Below are 20,321 nucleotides of genomic sequence, written 5' to 3'. Positions count from 1 at the left end.
ACCGCTTTTGAGGGAATTTTACTGGGTCTCGATTTTTTTCAGAAATACAGATAGATTTGAGTTCATCCATCTGATATTCAGATTATCTAACTGCCAGTTTTTCAAAAAAGATACCTTCTTCCGTGGTCAATTTCACCATATAGACACCACTTTTTAGTGAATGATCCCTAAGAGAAAAGGATACGATTCCTGTAGCGTCCTCTTCATACCTAATGGCGGAAACTTTCTTTCCGGTAATATCGAAAACCTCTAGTTTCTCCAATTGGGAAGCACCAAGTGCTATACTGAATCTATGGGATGCATCTATGGGATTTGGAACAATGGAGAATCCCTCACTTTTTTTTTCACCCAACCCCAAGGTGGAATTATCATAAAATATGACGTCTGTGAACATGGGGATGGCTATAATATCGGTAGCCTGATTATAGCCTATGTCTGCGGGAGAATTCAAACTAGGAGTAGGGATCACTTCACTGGCCGAAAAATCACTGTTGTATTTAATAATTTGATCGGGGGTCCATGAAGAGATATAATAATTGCCTTCGGCATCATCATCTATCCCATCTAAATTGGTAATACCAGAATTTATGATTAATGAAACGTCTTGCGTAGCGATATCTACTGCCCGAATGGCCGCATTGGTTCCCCAACATACATAGATAAGTCTATTGTTGGCAGCATCATAAATAATTCCATTGGGTGCATTAATGGTGTCCGAAACGAATTCTACATAGAAAGGGTTCGAAATATCCGAAACATCTACAGCATAAATGGTCCTAGTAGTAAAGTCCGTTACGTATAAAGTACTGTTGCCGTCATTGGTCAACCCATTTAAAAAAGGTGCTCCCGTTATGGTTAATCGCATGACTTCATTGGCAGTGGCAAGGTCATAGCCGGCAATGTCCATGCCGTCTACGGCAAATAGAATTCCGTTGAGTACTTCCATGCCCGTATTGGCCGAAGCACTGCCAAAAAAACTGAGATTTCCATTACCATCGTCTGCAATGATGTTGCTTCCGTTAGAAACAAGCCATTGATCGTTTACAGGATCGTATTCTGCGCTCTCTGCATTGGTATAGGTTTGACCATGGAGTACGAAAGAAGTGATTAAGATGAATAGAGTAAATATTTGTTTCATGATTGAATTATTGAATGATATACCGAAAATAACTGAAATTGGAAGATTCTCTCTCCGTATTTATAAATGTGAAGAAGAAAATTTCAATATTTAACGGGAGGGAAAATGACTTGGGCTCTTTATTCCGTCTTAAGCATAAGCCCCACATTTGGGACGGTTTCAATACAAACAGAAGTGTCTTTTTGAAGGTACTTCCGCAATTTACTTACAAAAACATCCAGACTGCGTCCTGTGAAATAGTCGTCTTCGCCCCAAACATCCTCAAGTATTTTCGAACGTTTCACGATCTTGTTTTTTTCAAGGCAAAGTAATAACAGAACCTCGAATTCCTTCTTAGTCAATCTTTGGGATAGACCAAATCCATTCAGGGATAGGCTACTGGTGTCAAGGGTAAAGCCACCTATGGAAAATTCCTCGGGGTGTGAAGGAGCTTCGGGTTGATATCTACTTAGAATAGCATTGATGCGATACACCAATTCCTCTTCGTTGAAGGGTTTCGTAACATAATCATCGACCCCGATTTTAAACCCCTTTATTTTGTCTTCATCCATGGATCGGGCCGTAAGCATGATGATGGGGGTTTTTACTTCATCCTCCCGGATCTTTTGTGCCAAGGTAAAACCATCCATTTTAGGTAGCATAAGATCTAAAACACACAAGTCGTAATTTCCTTCCGAATAGGCTCTATAACCCGATTCCCCATCCCGATATAGTTTTGTTTCAAACCCATTGGTCTCTAGGTATTCCATGAGCATGAAACCGAGGTTGGTGTCATCTTCAACCAGCAATATTCTAGATTTAAGAGGCATGGGAAGAAGGAAGTTTTAAGGTAAAGACAGAACCTTTCCCTACATGGCTTTTCAAGGAAACTGTACCCTTCATATGCTCAATGATTTGTTTTACATAGGCCAAACCAAGACCAAATCCTTTCACATCATGCTGATCTCCCGTAGATACCCGATAAAACTTATCGAAAACGGCTAGCTGGTTTTTTTTGTGAATGCCAATACCATTGTCTTCAATAGCGATGAGAAGGGCTCCATTGTCAGGATCATTGGAAGTCGAAATCTGAATTTCCGGAACCAATTTCGAGTACTTTATTGCATTATCAATGATGTTGGAAATCGCATTCCCTAAAAAGGACATCTTTCCATGAACAAAAGGTTGGTGGGCGCTAAAATTTAGGTTGAAAGCAATATCTGGATTTGCAGATAAGAAGGTGCTTTTAAGCTCTGCAAGGAGCTCATGCACATTAATGATTTCTTCTTGCACTTTGCTCAGATCGTACTCCTGTCTCGCCATTTCAAGGATGTCTTCACTGTTCTTTACGATTTTGTCGTTTTCCGACCGGATGATCTCCGTGTACTTTTGGATTTTCTCCGTATCCAGTTCCGAAGCACTTCGAGCCAGCATATTATTGGCAAAAGAGATATTGGCGAGCGGTGTCTTAAATTCGTGGGTCATGGTATTTAAAAAATCCCGGGTGCGCTCCGCATTCCTTTTTTCCCGAATGTAGAAACGGAAAACTACGATAAAGATAATGGTGAGCAAGATGATGATGAGTAGGGAAGAGACAAAGGCAGGCCCCATCTGTTTTAGAACGTATTTTGATTTACTGGGAAATTCCAAATACATGATAAGCCCAGATTCTTGCTGGCGATTGTCTATGTTCTTACTAAAAGTTTCTTTATTGTCGGGAAGCTGTGTGCTTTTGTGTTCGGTGCTGCAAAAGTCGAAGTTGTAAGCGAGGTCTATATTCGACTTGGCAAGGTTCTTTTGAACGATGGAATCCACAAAATGCCATTCCTCTTTGTCCTTAAAAGACAGGCTGCAAAAACCTACTTTGCCTCCTTTAATACAAGAATTCATGGTTTTGCATACTTTGTTATTCTCGGAAACTTCTTCTACAATAGATGCCAATGCAATATTGGCCTTATCATTAAAATGGGCTTCCTGCTCCATAGCGGCCTTATATACATAGACGATCTGATTGGCCAATAGACTCAAAAGCAAGACCGAAATGATAATGATTAACCAGTATGATTTTCCATGCTTCATTGGGGTCAAATGTAGCCATAATTTGAAGACGATTCAGAATCTTAACCTCGTCTTAACCTCGTATAACATCCCTATAACCCAAAGTGTTAGTTGCCTTCCATTACTTTGTCTTCAACAATGAATCATAAAAATTTGAAACCCATGAAATCACAATTTAAATCCTTGTTATTTACGACCTTACTCGGAACTTTTCTACTTTTCGGAACCAGTGCCCTGGCTCAGAAACAATGTTGTGGAGGAGAAAACCATGACGAAGCCAAATGTGCCGCCCATCACGCCGGAGGTGACAAAGCTAAGGTGGAATGTACCACAGCCGTTGCAGGCAAAGAACTAACATCGGGCTGCGCTCCATCGGCCTGTAGAGGCGCCAAAACAAAGTATGGAGAAGCCAAGGTAATTACCCAACTACGAACAGAGCTTGTTGCCTTAAAGGCCGATATGGAAAAATCGAAAAATCCATCCTTCGATGCCAAGTCGTACGACATTCATGGAATAGTAGGCAAAACCGATGACGAAAGCCTCGAAATCCTAATCAAAGAAATACAGAAAGTGGAAAAGGCCTTTTCCGAAAGAACAGCCTATAGTGCCCCTAAGCTTAGTCTCCCCGAAAACAAAGCCAAGAAGGTTCAGTATTTGATGCAAAGAGTTCAGGACCTCATGGGGCATTTATAATGCTTCTTCAATCAAAGCCACAAGGATCTTCAATGAGCCGTTGGGGGTCCTTGTTTTCTTCAAAGTAAATCGCAAAGCAAAATGACCTTCAGAAAAATCGTTAGCCTATCAATCGCCTTGAGTTTTGTGGTTTTATTGATTACCGGACTCCTTTCTTATTTTACCGAATATACGCGTACGGTAGCCACCATACATACGGTCTTTGGGGTGCTGTTTTCGTTGGCCATTCTATTTCACTTAAAAAACAATCTCCGATCCCTTAAGGTATATAGCAAAGGGAAAATGATAGTCCTGATTACCTTGGCCGTATCCCTGTTTTTAATGGGAGCTTATTTCCAAGTACAACCGTTCGGTGCTATGATGGATTATGGTGCACGATTGAAGGCAAATTCGGAACAGGAAGTAAACCTGTCTGAATACGAGATAATTGAAATGAGTGCCTCTGGAGAGGTTCAATTAACATTGGACTTGCTCCGTGGGGAGCATTATTGGCACCCGCAAATGGCGGTTTGGTTAGAAGACATGCAAGGGAACTACATGGAAACCCTGTTCGTTTCCAAAGCTACAGCGAGAGGGCTTTTCTTTGGAGGACGAAGCAAGGAGAATTTTAAGAGTTTTGATGAGAAGAAGCAATCAAGCGGGGATTACAGAAGGGTGAATGCCCTTCCGGTTTGGTCTCATAAAAAAGGGAAGGTATATGCGGATGGAATGTACGTGCCTCCCAGCAACGACCCTTTGCCCGATGCTATTGCCGGTGCCACCATAGCCGATAATTTCAAACTTATTTCTTCGACGAACCACCGTTCTAAATTTCGTTTGAGAATTGAGATCAATGTGGCGTTCGACGATAATGAATTCTATTCCGAATTTGACTTTCCAAACGATGAAGTCTTTCACAATGGGACGGGACAATTGGGACAGCCTTCCATTGTTTTCGAAGCTGAGGTCGATTTGAACGACGGTAAAAAGTACTACTTAATGGAACTCATAGGCCATGGACATCAATCCGGACAAAATGGAAAGATTAATTCCGACCTATCTACACTGACCACAGCGAAGGAAATAGTGGAACGTATTGTAGTTTCGGCCCATGCTATTGAAGATGGTAATATGTAAAAATCCTCCTATCCACTTGAATGATTAGGAGGATGACCTTAGAATTTTCCTTAGAGGGAGACTAAATGAGGGGCATTCCCTTTATGCGTTTTTCAATTTTTCTTTTTTTCACGGTAATCCTTTTCATAATATCCATCAATTTGGGATTCTTCGTGGCCTTGTAGATTTTATTGATGGATAGTACTAATTCTTTTGCCTCTCGTGAAGCTTTTACCCTATCACTGGTAGACATATGGCTCATTTTTCTTTTTTCGAATTCTTCTGCTCTTAAAAGTAAATCCATAACTATTTTGTTTAAGTAATATGATAAATTATTAAACAAATATACAATCCAAATGTCATCTATACAAGCTTAAAAGGCTGCTATACTTGCATTTAAGAGTAATTTAACAGCTATTTATACCTTGTCCCATTTCCTACGAATTTCCTGTAAACAGAGATTCCCAGTACTTCCCATATGTGTATGCTTTTTCGGAGGTCCCGATCGGTAGGTCCCTTCTTCAATTTGGGTTCCTACTTTTTTATAAGCTTCCCTAAAGCTAGTTCCACTTTCAACCAGCGAATTGATAGCATCTACTGTGAAAAGGTATTTGTACTTTTCGTCATTCATATCAATATCAACAACCTGAATCTGTTGCATACAATGATTGAATATGGACAGTGTGGCTTTCATCTCCTCAATGGCCCCGATCATGTTTTCTTTCAATAGCTGAAAGTCCCTATGATACCCACTGGGAAGATTGTTGGTAATTAAAATCATTTCGGTCTGCAACGCCTGAATTTTATTGCATTTCCCTCGGATCAGTTCAAACACATCGGGATTCTTTTTATGAGGCATAATGCTACTACCCGTGGTCAAGGTATCTGGAAAGGAAATGAATCCGAAATTCTGACTCAAATACAAACAAATGTCCATGGCAAAACGCGATAGGGTATTGGCCAAACTTCCCAAGACAGCAGCAAGGGTCCTTTCGTTTTTCCCCCGACCCATTTGTGCGGCCACCACATTGTACTTAAGGGTTTGGAAGCCCATTTCTTTCGTCGTGAATTCCCTGTCGATGGAGAAGGAGCTACCATACCCAGCCGCCGATCCCAACGGATTTTGATCTACCGTTCTTAAGGCAGCATTCAGTAATTGCACATCATCGATTAAAACTTCGGCATAGGCAGAAAACCAAAGTCCGAAGGAAGACGGCATAGCAACTTGCAAGTGTGTATACCCAGGCAACAAAGTATCTTTATGGGTTTCGGCAAGATTCAATAAGGTTTCGAAGAAGCTTTTGGTCAACGTTTTTATGGCAAGCAGGTTTTCTTTGTAATACAATTGAAGGGCCACCAACACCTGATCGTTTCTGGATCGAGCGGTATGTATCTTTTTGCCAACATCGCCATATTTCTGAATTAGTTCAGCTTCGATTTTCGAATGCACATCTTCATACTGTGCCTCAATCACAAAGGTTTTGGAGTCCACCTGTTTTGCTAGCGCTAGCAAACCTTCTTGTAGTTGTTCGGATTCTGTTTGAGATATGATACCCGTTTTACCCAACATTTTGGCGTGGGCCAAGGAGGCTGCAATATCATACTTTGCAATATGAAGATCTATTTCTCGGTCATTCCCGACGGTGAATTGTTCAATTTGTTTGTCTATTTCAAATCCTTTTTCCCAAAGTTTCATTTCTCTTCTTTTTTAAATAGTATTTTTTCCAATAACTGAATGTATATATCAATGCCCTCTTCGATTTCACGGAGGTAAATAAATTCATCGGCCGTATGCGATCGTGTGCTATCCCCGGGCCCCATTTTTAATGAAGGGCATTGAAGCACCGATTGGTCCGATAAGGTAGGCGAGCCATAGGTTTTTCTTCCCAAGGAAATTCCAGATTGTACCAATTCATGATCCAGGGGAATGGAAGATGAATTTAATCGAAGGCTTCTGGGAACGATAGGGGAACATGGAGACTCCTTCTCCAAAATATGCGCTATCTCAGAATTGCTATATTGATCATTTACACGTACATCTATTACCAAATTCACCTTCGCCGGAATCGCATTGTGCTGTTTCCCTGCTTCAATTTGTGTCACCGTCATTTTTACATCACCCAACGTAGGAGAGGTTTTCTCAAATCTATACTCCTGAAACCACTCAAGAACCTCAATGGTGTTATAAATGGCGTTATCGTTATTGGGATGTGCAGCATGACCTGGAGTTCCTTGTACTTCGGCATCGAACACGACAAGTCCTTTTTCAGCCACGGCCAATTGCATTAAGGTAGGTTCCCCAACAATGGCCACGTCTATGTCCGGAATAACGGAAAGCATGCTATTCAGTCCATTCGGCCCGCTACTTTCTTCTTCAGCAGAGGCCACCATTACCAAATTGTATCGCAAGTCTTCTTTCGAATAAAAATGAATGAAGGTAGCCAACAAGGAAACCAAACAACCTCCGGCATCATTGCTTCCCAGGCCATACAATTTTCCATTTTCTTCAATTGCTTTGAAGGGATCCTTCGTATACCCACTATTGGGACGAACCGTGTCGTGGTGAGAATTCAATAATAATGTGGGCTTGTTGCGATCGAAGTGCATATTTACGGCCCAAACATTATTTTGTGTCCTTTCATAGGCAACATTGTGCGCCTGAAACCACTTTTCAATACGTAAGGCAGTTCCATCTTCTTCAGAAGAAAACGACGGGGTCGCGATTAATTGCTTGAGCAGCGATATGGCGTTTTGAGTTAATTTCTCTTGTGTCATTTTATTACGTTTGTGAATTTTGAATTCGGTTGAAACAACATACCAGTATTCCCGATGCAAACCTTATGTACATTTTTATCGAGGGCATCAAAACAATTGGTGAGCTTAGGAATCATTCCGTCTGCTATGATTTTCTGCGCGCGCAAGTTCTTATAGGCTGATGCGTCAATGCATTCGATTACTGAATCATCATCGTCCACATTTCTAAGGACTCCTTTCTTCTCAAAACAGTAATACAGTTCCACCTCAAAATCTTTAGATAACGCAGTGGCTAACTCTGATGCTATAGTATCTGCATTGGTATTGAGAAGTTGACCTTTACCGTCATGGGATAGGGCACAGAAAGCAAGGGTAATATCTTGCGACAGCAATGGCTTTATCACTTCTGTATTTACCCTGATTATATCACCCACAAATCCGTAATCTACATCCCGTATCGGTCTTTTCTGGGCAAGGATGGTATTTCCATCGGCACCGGAAAAACCCAAAGCATTGCAATCGTTTGCCTGTAATTGTGCCACGATGGATTTGTTTATTTTCCCACCATAGATCATGGTAACGACGTCCAGCGTTTGTAGATTGGTCACTCTTCGGCCATCGATCATTTTAACGGGGACATTCATTTTCTCGATCCATTGTGTCGCTAATTTTCCACCTCCATGGACTAGGATTTTTGGACCCTTTATGGCGGCAAAGGAGGCTAAAAAGGGGTTTAGTTTTGCGGCATCGTCAATGATATTTCCTCCTATTTTTACAACTTTCAGTGTTTTCATGATATAGTTTCAAGGATGTTCTTAAGTACAAATTGAGCAGCATAGGTTCGGTTGTTGGCTTGTTCTATAACAATGGAATTTTCTCCATCCAACACAGCATCTTCCACCACTACATTCCTTCGTACGGGAAGGCAATGCATAAACTTTGCTTTTCCCAACTTATTTTGGGTAATCATCCAGTTGGAATCTGTAGACAGGATTTGTCCATAGTCCGAATAACTACTCCAGTTCTTAGTGTATACGAAGTCGGCATTTTCTAATGCCTCTTCCTGATCGTAATGAACGGGAATCCCTTCCGTGATTTTGGGATGCAACTCATATCCTTCCGGATGCGTGATGGAGAATTCTATATCTAGTTCCTTCATCATTCGCACAAAAGAATTCGCTACCGATTGCGGCAATGCCTTAGGATGTGGCGCCCATGACAAAACCACTTTGGGTCGCTTTCGTATTTTGAATTCTTCTACGGTAATAGCATCGGCAAAGGCCTGTAGGGGATGTGCCGTTGCACTTTCTAAGTTCACGACAGGAACCGTGGCATACTTGGCAAAGTTGGTCAACACCTGTTCTGCTTCGTCTTTTTGTTTGTCACTCAGGCTAGGAAAGGCCCTAATCGCAATGATATCCGCATACTGCGAAATCACCTTGGCAGCTTCCTTTACATGTTCTGCGGTGTTAAGGTTCATGATACTGCCGTCCTCATATTCCAGATTCCATGCATCGCTAAGGTTTAGTACCATGGCATCCATACCTAAGTTTCGAGCCGCTTTTTCGGTGCTTAATCGGGTTCGTAAACTAGCGTTGAAAAATAGCATGACCAGTGTCTTGTGCTTTCCCAACGAAGGATGAGCATGTGGCTTTTCTTTCAGTGCAATGGCTTTTTCAATGGCTTCGGGAATCGTTCCCAAATCGTGTATGTTTATATAGGATTTCATGGTAGTGCTTTTTTCAAGGCGTTAAAAAAGTGATCTATGTGTTTCTTCTGAATGGTCAACGGCGGAAGAATCCGCAGAAGCTTCGGATTTTTGGCACTTCCCGTAAAAATGCGATGCTCGTAAATGAGTTTTTTTCGGAGATCGGCCACAGGAAAATCGAACTCCAATCCCAACATAAGCCCTCTTCCTTTTACGTTTTTTATCTCGGGAAGGGTTTGTGCTTTGCTAAAGAAGTAATCCGAGATGTCTTTCACATTTTTCAAAAGCTCATCTTGTTTCAAAACTTCCAATACCGACAAAGAAGCGGCACAGGCGAGGTGATTTCCGCCAAAGGTGGTGCCCAATAAGCCAAAAGAGGCTTCTATGTCCGGATGAATAAGAATACCTCCAACAGGAAAACCATTTCCCATTCCCTTGGCCATGGAAATAATATCGGGTTGGATGTCATGCTTCTGAAAGGCAAAGAAATCCCCCGTTCTTCCAAACCCAGACTGAACTTCATCCACAATGAACAATGCTCCATATTTTTTGGAAAGCTTTGCTACACCTTGATAAAATGTTGTGGTGCTTTCATCCAATCCTCCAATCCCTTGGATGCATTCCACAATGATGGCGCATACATCCTTGTGCTGCAACGATTTTTCTAAGGCCTCCAAGTCCCCAAGGGGCAATAGGTCTACTGCCTGTTGGGCATTGATCGGTGCAACAATGTTTGGGTTGTCGGTGGCAGCGACGGCAGCTGAGGTTCTTCCGTGAAAGCCATTTTTAAAGGCGATCACCTTGCTTTTGCCTGTGTGAAAAGAAGCTAATTTTAAAGCATTTTCATTGGCTTCAGCCCCAGAATTGCACAAAAATAATTGATAGTCTTCACAGCCAGATAATGCTCCCAAAGCGTTGGCTAACCTCTGTTGTAAAGGGTTTTGAATGGAGTTGCTGTAAAATCCCAACTTACTTAATTGATCGCTTAGGTTCTTCACATAGATAGGATGCGAATGCCCAACAGAAATTACCGCGTGGCCTCCATATAAGTCCAGATATTCAGCTCCTTTCTCGTCATAAACGTGGACATCATTCCCTTTTACGGGTGTGATATCGAACAATGGATATACATTAAATAGATTCATTTTTAATCGATTTTAGAAATAGGTTGCTTTTAATTGTAATCCTTCCGTTTCTTCAAGACCGAACATTAAGTTCATGTTCTGAACGGCTTGACCAGAGGCTCCTTTCACCAAGTTGTCGATACAACTTGTAATAAGTAGTTGATCTTTGTGTTTGAATAAGTGCAGCAAACATTTGTTTGTGTTCACTACCTGTTTTAAGTGAAGGGGTTTATCGGAAACATGCGTGAAAGTCGCATCTTGGTAATAATCCCTATACATCGTTTGGGCTTCTTCCAAACTGCCTTCAAACTGGGTATAGACTGTAGCAAAAATTCCCCTTGAAAAATTACCCCTGCAGGGGATAAAGTGTATGTCTGAATCAAAACGCGACTGCACTTGATCCATGGACTGATGGATCTCGCCCAAATGTTGGTGTTCGAAGACCTTGTAATGGGAGAAGTTATTATCCCTCCATGTAAAATGAGTCGTTGGGGACAAGGATGTTCCGGCTCCAGTGGCCCCCGTCACGGCATTTGCATGAATAGCACCCTCGATCTTCTGGTGAAAAGCCAAGGGCAAGAGTGCCAGCTGTAAGGCCGTTGCAAAACAACCAGGATTGGCTATATAATCTGCTTTTTGGATGTACTCCTGTTGCAATTCCGGCAATCCGTAGACGAACTGCTTCCCTTGATAGATAGCGTCCTCCATCAATCTAAAATCATTACTTAAATCGATGATTTTGGTGTCTGACGAGAAACTGTGTTCCGCCAGAAATGCCTTGGAGTTTCCATGCCCCAAGCAAAGGAACAAGACATCTATCTCAGGGTTGATGGTGTTTGTAAAGATCAAATCTGTAGACCCGATGAGATCCTGATGAACGTCACTCAACGCATTTCCTGCGTTCGAGGTGCTGTATACGAAATTGATGGAAACATATTGATGAAACAATAAGATTCGTATCAATTCTCCCGCAGTATACCCTGCGCCTCCTATAATTCCTACTTGTATCATCCTGTTATGCTTTGGTAAATTTTACTTTGATTTCCATAAATTTTGATGAATCCCTTGGCATCATTGGCCGTCCAACCTTTGTTTTCTTCTCCGTAACTGCCGAAATTAGAATTCATTAAATCGTAGGTTGAGGTAATGCCATCCAGAGAAAAGTGATAGGGCTTCAAAGTGACCATGACATCTCCAGAAACATGCTGTTGGCTATTTTCCAAAAAGGCTTCTAGATCTCGCATCACTGGATCCAAAAACAAACCTTCATGAAGGTGCGTGCCATACCAGTTGGATAAATAGTCCTTATGCTGCAATTGCCATTTGGTTAAGGTGTGCTTTTCCAAAAGATGATGTGCTTTTATAATGATACTGGCTGCTGCGGCTTCAAAACCGACCCTGCCTTTAATGCCTACAATGGTGTCCCCGACATGAATGTCCCTGCCAATGGCATATTTAGAGGCCAAATCATTTAGGGTTTCGATGTTTTCTTGAGGTAATTGTTCTTTCCCATTTATCGCGGTAAGAACCCCTTTTAAAAAGGTGAGCTTTACTTTTTCATTGCCCTCTTTTTCCAATTGCGACGGATAGGCTTTTTTTGGCAAGGGTAGGTGCGAGGTTAAGGTTTCGGCACCTCCTACACTAGTGCCCCAAAGTCCTTTGTTAATGGAGTATTTTGCTTTATCCCAAGACAATTCAATGCCTTTAGATTTCAGGTATTCGATCTCTTCTTGCCTCGTTAATTTTTGATCTCTTATGGGCGTTAAAATCTCAATCTCGGGTGCCAAGGCCTGGAAAATTACATCGAATCGAACTTGGTCATTTCCTGCTCCCGTACTACCATGCGCAATACAATCTGCATTGATCTTTTTAGCATAGGCAATGATTTCCATGGCCTGAATGATTCTTTCGGCACTTACCGATAAGGGATAGGTATTGTTTTTTAAGACATTGCCATAAATAAGATACTTTACCACCTTTTGGTAGTAGCTGGTAATGGCATCAATGTTCTTATAGGAAGCTACGCCCATGGTATAGGCTTTTTCTTCTATGTTATTTATTTCCCCTTTCGTAAATCCTCCCGTGTTTACACTCACAGCATGGACTTCGTACCCTAAGTCTTTGGAGAAATATACAGCGCAGTAGGAGGTGTCCAGACCTCCACTGTAGGCTAATACAAGCTTTTTCATTTTTTATTCTTTTTTAGAAAGAGCTGGTGTTTTATGCTCTTTAATCGTTTAAAAACTTTCGGTTTTATCTTTTTTTGCTCCTCACCGTTTTTGGCATTGGGATCGTATAACATGCCCGTGCATAGGCACATGCTTTGCGAGGTTCTTTGCAATACGTCGTAATTCTTACAGGTTTGGCATCCCTTCCAAAAGGATTGATCCTTGGTTAATTCGGAGAAAGTGACGGGTTTATACCCTAGGTCGCTGTTCATCTTCATGACGGCCAGTCCTGTGGTAATACTAAACACTTTGGCATTTTTGAATTTGGTTCGGGAATGCTCGAAGATTTTCTGTTTAATCAGTTTGGCAATACCCTGTCCGCGATAATCGGGATGCACAATGAGTCCCGAATTGGCTACGAATTTGCCATGATCCCATTTTTCGATGTAGCAAAAACCCACGAAGGCATCTCCATCTAGGGCAATTACTGCGTTACCGTTTTCCATCCTTTTAATGATATACTCCGGATGTCTTTTGGCAATCCCGGTTCCCCGAACGTTAGCGGCCTCTTCTATGGTTTTGCAAATGATTTCCGCATACTTGGCATGCGATATATCGGCAATAATGATGTCCATTATCTTGATGATTTAAAGTAAACTTGAAATGATGTTGATTGAGAAATGGAACCGGACTCACCTAGGGTTCCTAGAATAGAAGCGCACCCTTACGGGCGACGGGGGAATATACGGCGTACACAACCTTTGTTATTTGAAAAAATAACTTGGAATGTAAAAGGTGATATGAAATAAGTTGTGGACAATTTGATTTTTATAAAATAGTGATACTTCGTGGCTGCTAGGTAGTAGTATTAGCGGCGACGGCGTACGGGCTTTGTGGGCACTATTTTATAGTGTTGCAAAATCATGGGGTAAAATTAGAAAGTTTTTTCATTCGAAGGATTCAATTTTTGATTTTTTTTTCGCTAAAACAATTTTTGAATAGGTAGAGCCTTGGGTTTTACATCGAAGTAGATGCCTTGTCGGCTGTTTTCATCATCATTAGAATGGAAATTGAAAGGGGGCATGTTCTTATAAAAACAGACAGAAAATTCAAAAGGCATAGATGAGAATAATCTCCAAAACTTTCAGTAAATTTAATACCCCTAAGAAGTGATAAACCACACCAATCTTCTAATAGTTTTTATCGATTGGAACGATAAACAAAATAAGATAGGATTATTCTAAATTTGGAGGAAAACATAACCACTTAATCTTACACAAAATGGGAAATAACGATCACTCTAATATGTCCGGTGGGGCAGAAATGTGCCCTTTTCTAAATGGGGCGAATAAAAATACCGGCGGCGATGGTGTAAAAAATCGCGATTGGTGGCCCAATGAACTCAAATTGAATATTCTTCGTCAACATTCGGAAAAATCCGATCCCATGGGAGAGGATTTCAATTATGCAGAAGCCTTCAATAGTTTGGATTTTGCTCAATTGAAACAAGAAGTTATTGACTTAATGACCGATTCACAAGATTGGTGGCCGGCGGATTATGGTCACTACGGTGGATTTATGATCCGCATGGCATGGCACAGTGCGGGTACCTACAGAGTGGGTGATGGTCGTGGTGGTGCCGGAGGGGGTAATCAAAGATTTGCTCCTATCAACAGCTGGCCAGACAATGGGAATTTGGATAAAGCCAGATTGCTTTTGTGGCCGATTAAGAAAAAATATGGCCGTAAGATTTCTTGGGCAGACCTAATGATTTTGGCAGGTAACTGTGCCTTGGAATCTATGGGCTTTAAAACCTTTGGTTTTGCCGGTGGACGCGAAGATATTTGGGAGCCAGAACAAGATGTATACTGGGGAAGTGAAACCCAATGGGGAGCCAACGAAGATCGTTACGAAGATGGTGAATTAGAGAATCCGCTGGCTGCGGTAATGATGGGTTGGATTTATGTGAATCCTGAGGGCCCTAACGGTAATCCAGATCCTATGGGCTCTGCGAAGGATGTAAGGGAAACCTTTGGTCGTATGGCCATGAATGATGAAGAAACTGTAGCATTGGTCGCTGGAGGACATACCTTTGGAAAAGCGCATGGTGCAGCCGATCCCGGTAAATATGTAGGCGTAGAACCGCATGGAGCGCCCATAGAACAAATGAGCACGGGATGGAAGAATTCTTACGGAACAGGAGTTTTAGAAGACACCATTACCAGTGGAATTGAAGGGGCATGGACACCCAACCCTACCCAATGGGATCACGATTATTTCGATGTACTACTTAACTACGATTGGGAATTGACAAAAAGCCCAGCGGGAGCACACCAATGGACGCCTACGGCCGAATCCAATGCCAGAATGGCTCCTACAGCGAGTGACCCGAATGGAAAGCAAGCGTTGATGATGACCACGGCGGATATTGCATTGAAAACAGATCCAGCATATTTAGAAATATCCAAGCGTTTCCATACAGACCACAAGGCTTTCGAAGATGCTTTTGCCAGGGCTTGGTACAAATTAACGCACAGAGATATGGGACCCATAGATCGTTATTTGGGACCTGAAGTTCCCAGTGAAGAATTACTATGGCAAGACCCAATTCCAAAAGTGAATTATACCTTGAGTGATGCGGATATTGCTTCTTTAAAGAATATGATTTTAGCGTCTGGCCTAACGGTATCCCAAATGGTAAGTACGGCTTGGGCTTCTGCTTCTACCTTTAGAGGATCCGATAAGCGCGGAGGTGCCAACGGAGGCCGTTTGCGACTGGAGCCACAACGTAGTTGGGCGGTAAACAACCCGGAAGAATTAACGAAAGTATTGAATGTTTTGGAAGGTATTCAAAATGAGTTCAGTGGGGAAGTGTCCATGGCAGACTTAATTGTCTTGGCCGGAAATGCTGGGGTCGAAGAAGCCGCCAAAAATGGAGGCTATGATGTTACGGTGCCTTTTTCCCAAGGAAGAGGGGATGCGTCTCAAGAACAAACCGATTTAGAATCGTTTAGTTACTTAGAACCTATAGGAGACGGTTTCAGAAACTATATTAAGTCGGATCTTGACATTGCTGGAGAAGACTTATTGGTAGATAAAGCGAACCTGTTAACCCTTACGGTTCCAGAGATGACTGTTTTGGTTGGAGGACTTCGCGTATTGGGAGCCAACCACGATAGTTCCGACAATGGAGTGTTCACCGATAATGTAGGAACCCTTTCCAACGATTTCTTCTCTAACCTATTGGATTTCAGCTATACTTGGGAGGCAACTTCTGAGGCTGATACGCATTTCGAAGGACGTAACCGTGTGACAGGCGAAGTGAAATTTAAAGGAACACGTGCCGATTTAATATTTGGTTCTAACACCGAATTAAGAGCTATTGCCGAAGTGTATGGTGCCGACGACGGTGCCGACAAATTCGTGAATGACTTTGTTGCCGCTTGGGCAAAAGTAATGGACCTAGATCGATACGATTTGGCTTAATTGCTTGAATTAGATAAATTTTAAGGTGGCCCTCAAACTTTTCGGAGTTTGGGGGTTTTCCATTTATTTGACTTTTCTAAATCCGTAGATGATCTGTTTCCAGAATCCTTTAGGGAAATGCTCATCCCCTTCAAATCCCAATTCAATAGTACCACTATCTTCAGGGATATAATTGGTCTTGAAAATATAGTCCCAAAGGCTCAAGCTAATCCCGAAATTGACGCCATACTTGCCTTCGGGTAACACATAGGAATGATGGTAGAGGTGCATGACGGGGTTGTTTATGAGGTATTTCAAGGGACCCCAGGTAATCTTGATGTTAGAATGGTTAAAGTGACCAATGGAAATGGCCAGGAAGTGAACAATGAAAGCCTGTTCGGGTTCAAAGCCACCCAATATCATAACACCAAAAGTTTTTAGGGGTTTATAAAGGATATTTTCCATCCAGTGATACCGAAGGTGTGCGGCAAATCCCATTTCCTTCACACTATGGTGGACCTTATGAAATTGCCAAAGGAAGGGATACTTATGCAATAGAATGTGGGTGAACCATTGCACAAAATCCAATACGATAAAGAAAACGAGCAGTTGTGCCCACAAGGGCCAGGCACTCATGTCGATCAGTGCCAAAGAAGTCATGGTAATATTGGCTTCGCCAAAGGCAAGCTCAAGTAGTTTATAGATTCCGCTAATGGCAATGGAGAAAATGAAAAAGTTGAAGAACATATAGAATCCATCCAACCAAAAATCCTTTCGGAAAATGGACTGTTCCTTTCGCCAAGGGAAGAGAATTTCCAATCCCCAAATAAGCAGGGAAATAAGGACGAGTCCCCAGAAATAATTGTTGTACCATGGGACTTCAAAAATGATCGACTTCCAAGTCCAGTCGGCTGTTCCTACAATGGCATTTACAATAGCATCCAAATATTTTTCCATAGCGTTATTGAAATAAGGTGGTGGTACTGTCGGTTTCTACAGGAAAATGTTCCATATGACTCCATTCAGTCCACGAACCATCATAATTCCTTACATTTTTATAGCCCAATAATTCGGTGAGCACGAAGGTAGTATGTGCCGAACGAACTCCCGAATGACAATATACTACAATCGGCCGATTTTTATCGGTGCCAAGAGCTGCGTAAATTCCTTTCAGTTCCTCCAAAGATTTGAGCTTTCCGTTATTATCGAAATCTACCGCTTCTACCCAATCTATCAATACACTTCCTGGGATTCTCCCGGCTTTTGTGGCTCCCTTTTTTTGACGCTTGCCCGAAAATTCATTTTCGGTGCGGGTGTCCAACACAATAAGTTGATCTTGGGTCGCCCTTACATATCGAAGGGAGTCTTTGTTGATGAAAAGTGTATTGCTTTTTTCATTTTTGAAGGTAAAAGAGGAGGTTTCTAGGACTGTGGGTTGTGTGCTTATCGCACCTCCAATTTCCTTCCAAGCATCCAATCCACCATTCAGGATTTTTACGTTTTTAAAACCATAGTTGCCCAATACCCACCAAAACCTAGCTGCCTCACAAGAACCTCTATCGTCATAAGCCACCAGTGTGTCATTGTTTTTAATGCCCAGCTTTTGAAAAAGTGCTTCAATACTTTTTTCTGAAGCCATCATTCCGCTGTAGGGGTAAGAAGTATCTTCCATATCCTTGCGCCAAATGTTGATGGCTCCGTCGATGTGCCCATCGTTATAGCCTTGCTCTTTTCTGAAGTCGATGATCTTAATGTGAGGTCGGTCTAAGGTGGAAACCAACTCTTGAGCCTCGATGATGTGATCGGTTCGGTAATAGGAGTTTTCCACTTGAGAGGTAGTGGGTTCATCTTTTACTTCGGCTTTCTCATTGCAGCAAAAGAATAGAAGACATATGAAAACTAAGGGGCTACTCTTCCAGTTCATACCATTCAATTGTTTCAAGATTTTGCCTTCGTCCTTTTTTCTGAACTGGATAATTGGTCACCAGATAATTGATGATAATTTCTTCGTTTTTGCCAAGATCCCATAGATTCTGAGTCTCCTGCATCCAATCGATCGTAGCTGCCCAACGTTCGCTGTCCATCCTGTTTTGTGTCACCAATAATGCCGAATGGCAATTCGTACAGTTATTCACTACTTGCATGAGCCCTTCGGCTTCCACCAAACCAGTGCGTACATGAATACCATTTTCAATGCGATCTTCATCTAGGTCTTCGGCAACGGTATAAGCAGGGGTCTCATCCGATTTGAATGCCGAAAATGTAGGGTCTACCACGAGGTAAATGAGGAAGCAGATAATGATTCCGAAAAAGGCAAAGAAGACCACAAACCCTTTGTAAATGATCGTTACGCTTTTCTTAAATTCTTCGTGCTTATCCATTTATCCTACTTTCACTGCAATTCTATGACAAGCATTATTCAAATACCCCTTAGGGTTCCATCCCGGTAATACCATGGGTTGGCTTTTTCCATTCGTGTCCGTAGCCCTTGCCCAGATTTCGTAGTATCCTTCTTTTGGAAGGGTTACCTTGGCAGAGAAATGTTGCCAAGCGAGACGGTTAATGGGTTTTTCTAAAGAACAGGCATTCCAGGTACTCCCAAAGTCTATAGAATACTCCATTTTGGCGACCTCAAGTTCCCCTGCCCAAGCGTGTCCTCGAATTTCCAAGGTCTTTTTGTTGCTTAAAACAGCGCCCGTACGAGGATAGGTGATCAAGGATTTCACGGGCATGGATTCTATAATGCACATGTCCTCATCCTTAACCTTAGCTCCAGGTTCTACGGGATCGCAAGGGACTCTGTAGGCCGTTCCGGTCATTTTATTACCATCGTGTACTTTGTTCCGAACACTTATTCCGTTCACCCACTTTCCGGAAGCTGAGGCCGGCCATCCGCCAGCGACCAATCGAAGGGGGTATCCGTGAGCCAAGGGTATATCTTCCCCATTCATTTTAAAAGCGAGCAGTGTTTCATCCTGAAGGGCCTTTGCCATAGGAACTCCCCTAGATATAGGTTCTTTGTTGGGATCGCCACTTAAATGCGTATCGGCCGCATGGTAACCAATATAGACAGCATTGCCTTTAATGCCTACATCTTCGAGGACATCCCGCAGCCGAACACCGGTCCAGGAAGCACAGGCTACGGCTCCTACGGTCCATTGGTTTCCCTTGGCGGGAGGATCGAATTCACTACGTCCATTACCTCCACATTCTAGGGTAAGTTGATACGTATGCTGCGTAAATTTTTCCTTGAGTTCGTTAAGGGTATATGTTTTTTCTTGGGACACCGATTCTCCTTTAAAAGTAATCGTCCAGTTGTTTATATCGATGTCTTGCGGAATGATACCGTTGTTTCGAATGAACATGAATTTGTTTGAGGTAACTTTTTCGTCCAGTAGGTGGGCTTTGGCCTCGATGTTCCAAGGTTTGTCATTAAGAACCGACATGCGGGTATCCTTATCGAACATTTTAAAGGGATCGGGGTCTTGCAGGAACAGTGGACTGTATCCTTCTGGGATTAAATTCCCAAATACGATTTCGGTACCTACCAAAGTGGTTAGGGAGGTTAAGGCTGCTTTTTTTAGAAAGTTCCTTCTTTTCATGGCAGTAGGTTCTTTTTTGGAATCCCTAAAAGTAATTAAAACCTACGGTATGTAACGCATGAATTTTTGGAATGGAAAGGTTTCCCGTACTTCACATAACGAAAAAATGGCCCCCGAAGGAACCATTTTTTAACTAAAAACTAAACTAAACTTTGATTTATCCTAAATTCTCGATATTCTGATTTTTCATGGCTTCCAACGTCAATTCCATCATGACTTTTCCAAGTGGATCGTTACTAAAATCCCATCGCATGGCCACATCGGGTTCTGTATTTTGAAGCAAAATAAAGTCCCGGGTTAAATAACCCACCAATCTGTGGTATTCGTCGGCACTATAGGCACCTTCATTTTTCATTTCCTGTGCAAGCTTAAACTGACCTTCAAGTTGCAATTGCATTCTGAACGGATTGTCATTTAGTTGGCTTCTCATAACACATTTTGGTATTGGTTCGATTAGTGTAAATCAAGTTGTATGCCAAAATGACGATGGTTTTTCAAATTTGTTACTAATGAAATGGTTATCAATGTGTTAAAATT

20 protein-coding genes are annotated in these 20,321 nt (G+C 42.0%); 3 read left to right on the top strand and 17 right to left on the bottom strand.

The window, feature by feature from the left end; genetic code table 11:
* Window positions 1-82: 82 nt before the first annotated feature.
* From POV27_RS17460 to POV27_RS17450, 3 genes are all read right to left on the bottom strand, one after another.
* Window positions 83-1,138 (bottom strand): T9SS type A sorting domain-containing protein, encoded by a 1,056-nt coding sequence (locus tag POV27_RS17460; protein ID WP_272864080.1) that lies wholly within the window; start codon window positions 1,136-1,138, stop codon window positions 83-85.
* 119 nt (window positions 1,139-1,257) lie between these two features.
* Window positions 1,258-1,947: a response regulator transcription factor gene (locus POV27_RS17455; protein WP_272864079.1), complete on the bottom strand. Its 690-nt coding sequence runs from the start codon at window positions 1,945-1,947 to the stop codon at window positions 1,258-1,260.
* Window positions 1,937-3,196: a sensor histidine kinase gene (locus tag POV27_RS17450; protein WP_272864078.1), complete on the bottom strand. Its 1,260-nt coding sequence runs from the start codon at window positions 3,194-3,196 to the stop codon at window positions 1,937-1,939. Before POV27_RS17450 ends, POV27_RS17455 begins: the two co-directional genes overlap by 11 nt.
* Before the next feature lie 141 nt (window positions 3,197-3,337).
* Between POV27_RS17450 and POV27_RS17445 the strand changes: the two genes are divergently transcribed.
* A complete protein-coding gene (locus POV27_RS17445) occupies window positions 3,338-3,868 on the top strand; it encodes a hypothetical protein (RefSeq protein WP_272864077.1) in 531 nt (176 codons plus the stop codon).
* 81 nt (window positions 3,869-3,949) lie between these two features.
* Window positions 3,950-4,984 carry a DUF4405 domain-containing protein gene (locus POV27_RS17440; RefSeq protein WP_272864076.1) on the top strand — a complete coding sequence of 345 codons (1,035 nt, stop codon included), beginning with the start codon at window positions 3,950-3,952 and terminating at the stop codon, window positions 4,982-4,984.
* Window positions 4,985-5,045: 61 nt separating this feature from the next.
* On the opposite strand, the gene POV27_RS17435 is transcribed toward POV27_RS17440, so the two are convergent.
* From POV27_RS17435 to POV27_RS17395, 9 genes are all read right to left on the bottom strand, one after another.
* Window positions 5,046-5,267: a hypothetical protein gene (locus tag POV27_RS17435; protein ID WP_272864075.1), complete on the bottom strand. Its 222-nt coding sequence runs from the start codon at window positions 5,265-5,267 to the stop codon at window positions 5,046-5,048.
* 114 nt (window positions 5,268-5,381) lie between these two features.
* Entirely contained in the window at window positions 5,382-6,659 is a 1,278-nt protein-coding gene (argH, locus tag POV27_RS17430) for an argininosuccinate lyase (RefSeq protein ID WP_272864074.1), read from the bottom strand.
* Window positions 6,656-7,738 (bottom strand): M20 family metallo-hydrolase, encoded by a 1,083-nt coding sequence (locus POV27_RS17425; protein ID WP_272864073.1) that lies wholly within the window; start codon window positions 7,736-7,738, stop codon window positions 6,656-6,658. Before POV27_RS17425 ends, argH begins: the two co-directional genes overlap by 4 nt.
* Window positions 7,735-8,511: an acetylglutamate kinase gene (gene argB / locus POV27_RS17420; RefSeq protein ID WP_272864072.1), complete on the bottom strand. Its 777-nt coding sequence runs from the start codon at window positions 8,509-8,511 to the stop codon at window positions 7,735-7,737. The genes POV27_RS17425 and argB overlap by 4 nt, the downstream gene beginning before the upstream one ends.
* Complete coding sequence (locus tag POV27_RS17415) at window positions 8,508-9,446, bottom strand: Rossmann-fold NAD(P)-binding domain-containing protein (protein WP_272864071.1); 939 nt, start codon at window positions 9,444-9,446, stop codon at window positions 8,508-8,510. Before POV27_RS17415 ends, argB begins: the two co-directional genes overlap by 4 nt.
* Complete coding sequence (locus POV27_RS17410; protein ID WP_272864070.1) at window positions 9,443-10,570, bottom strand: aspartate aminotransferase family protein; 1,128 nt, start codon at window positions 10,568-10,570, stop codon at window positions 9,443-9,445. Before POV27_RS17410 ends, POV27_RS17415 begins: the two co-directional genes overlap by 4 nt.
* Window positions 10,571-10,582: 12 nt before the next feature.
* The gene (argC, locus tag POV27_RS17405) at window positions 10,583-11,560 is read right to left on the bottom strand and encodes an N-acetyl-gamma-glutamyl-phosphate reductase (protein ID WP_272864069.1); all 978 of its coding nucleotides are present in this window, start codon (window positions 11,558-11,560) and stop codon (window positions 10,583-10,585) included.
* Window positions 11,557-12,738, bottom strand: a complete 1,182-nt coding sequence (gene argG / locus POV27_RS17400) for an argininosuccinate synthase (protein WP_272864068.1) — start codon at window positions 12,736-12,738, stop codon at window positions 11,557-11,559. Before argG ends, argC begins: the two co-directional genes overlap by 4 nt.
* Window positions 12,735-13,352, bottom strand: a complete 618-nt coding sequence (locus POV27_RS17395; protein WP_272864067.1) for a GNAT family N-acetyltransferase — start codon at window positions 13,350-13,352, stop codon at window positions 12,735-12,737. Before POV27_RS17395 ends, argG begins: the two co-directional genes overlap by 4 nt.
* 646 nt (window positions 13,353-13,998) lie before the next feature.
* Here POV27_RS17395 and katG point away from each other — a divergent pair.
* Window positions 13,999-16,203, top strand: a complete 2,205-nt coding sequence (gene katG, locus POV27_RS17390; RefSeq protein WP_272864066.1) for a catalase/peroxidase HPI — start codon at window positions 13,999-14,001, stop codon at window positions 16,201-16,203.
* 63 nt (window positions 16,204-16,266) lie between these two features.
* On the opposite strand, the gene POV27_RS17385 is transcribed toward katG, so the two are convergent.
* The 5 genes from POV27_RS17385 to POV27_RS17365 all read right to left on the bottom strand — a co-directional run bounded on the left by POV27_RS17385 (window position 16,267) and on the right by POV27_RS17365 (window position 20,214).
* Window positions 16,267-17,139: a sterol desaturase family protein gene (locus POV27_RS17385; protein ID WP_272864065.1), complete on the bottom strand. Its 873-nt coding sequence runs from the start codon at window positions 17,137-17,139 to the stop codon at window positions 16,267-16,269.
* Between the two features lie 4 nt (window positions 17,140-17,143).
* A complete protein-coding gene (locus tag POV27_RS17380) occupies window positions 17,144-18,106 on the bottom strand; it encodes a sulfurtransferase (RefSeq protein ID WP_272864064.1) in 963 nt (320 codons plus the stop codon).
* Window positions 18,090-18,563 (bottom strand): monoheme cytochrome C, encoded by a 474-nt coding sequence (locus tag POV27_RS17375; protein WP_272864063.1) that lies wholly within the window; start codon window positions 18,561-18,563, stop codon window positions 18,090-18,092. Before POV27_RS17375 ends, POV27_RS17380 begins: the two co-directional genes overlap by 17 nt.
* A complete protein-coding gene (locus POV27_RS17370; protein WP_272864062.1) occupies window positions 18,564-19,784 on the bottom strand; it encodes a sulfite oxidase in 1,221 nt (406 codons plus the stop codon).
* Between the two features lie 157 nt (window positions 19,785-19,941).
* A complete protein-coding gene (locus tag POV27_RS17365; protein ID WP_272864061.1) occupies window positions 19,942-20,214 on the bottom strand; it encodes a hypothetical protein in 273 nt (90 codons plus the stop codon).
* Window positions 20,215-20,321 lie beyond the last annotated feature (107 nt).

It is taken from the genome of Aureisphaera galaxeae (assembly GCF_028561275.1).
Lineage (GTDB): Bacteria > Bacteroidota > Bacteroidia > Flavobacteriales > Flavobacteriaceae > Aureisphaera > Aureisphaera galaxeae.
This window is presented reverse-complemented; position numbering and strand designations above follow the sequence as displayed.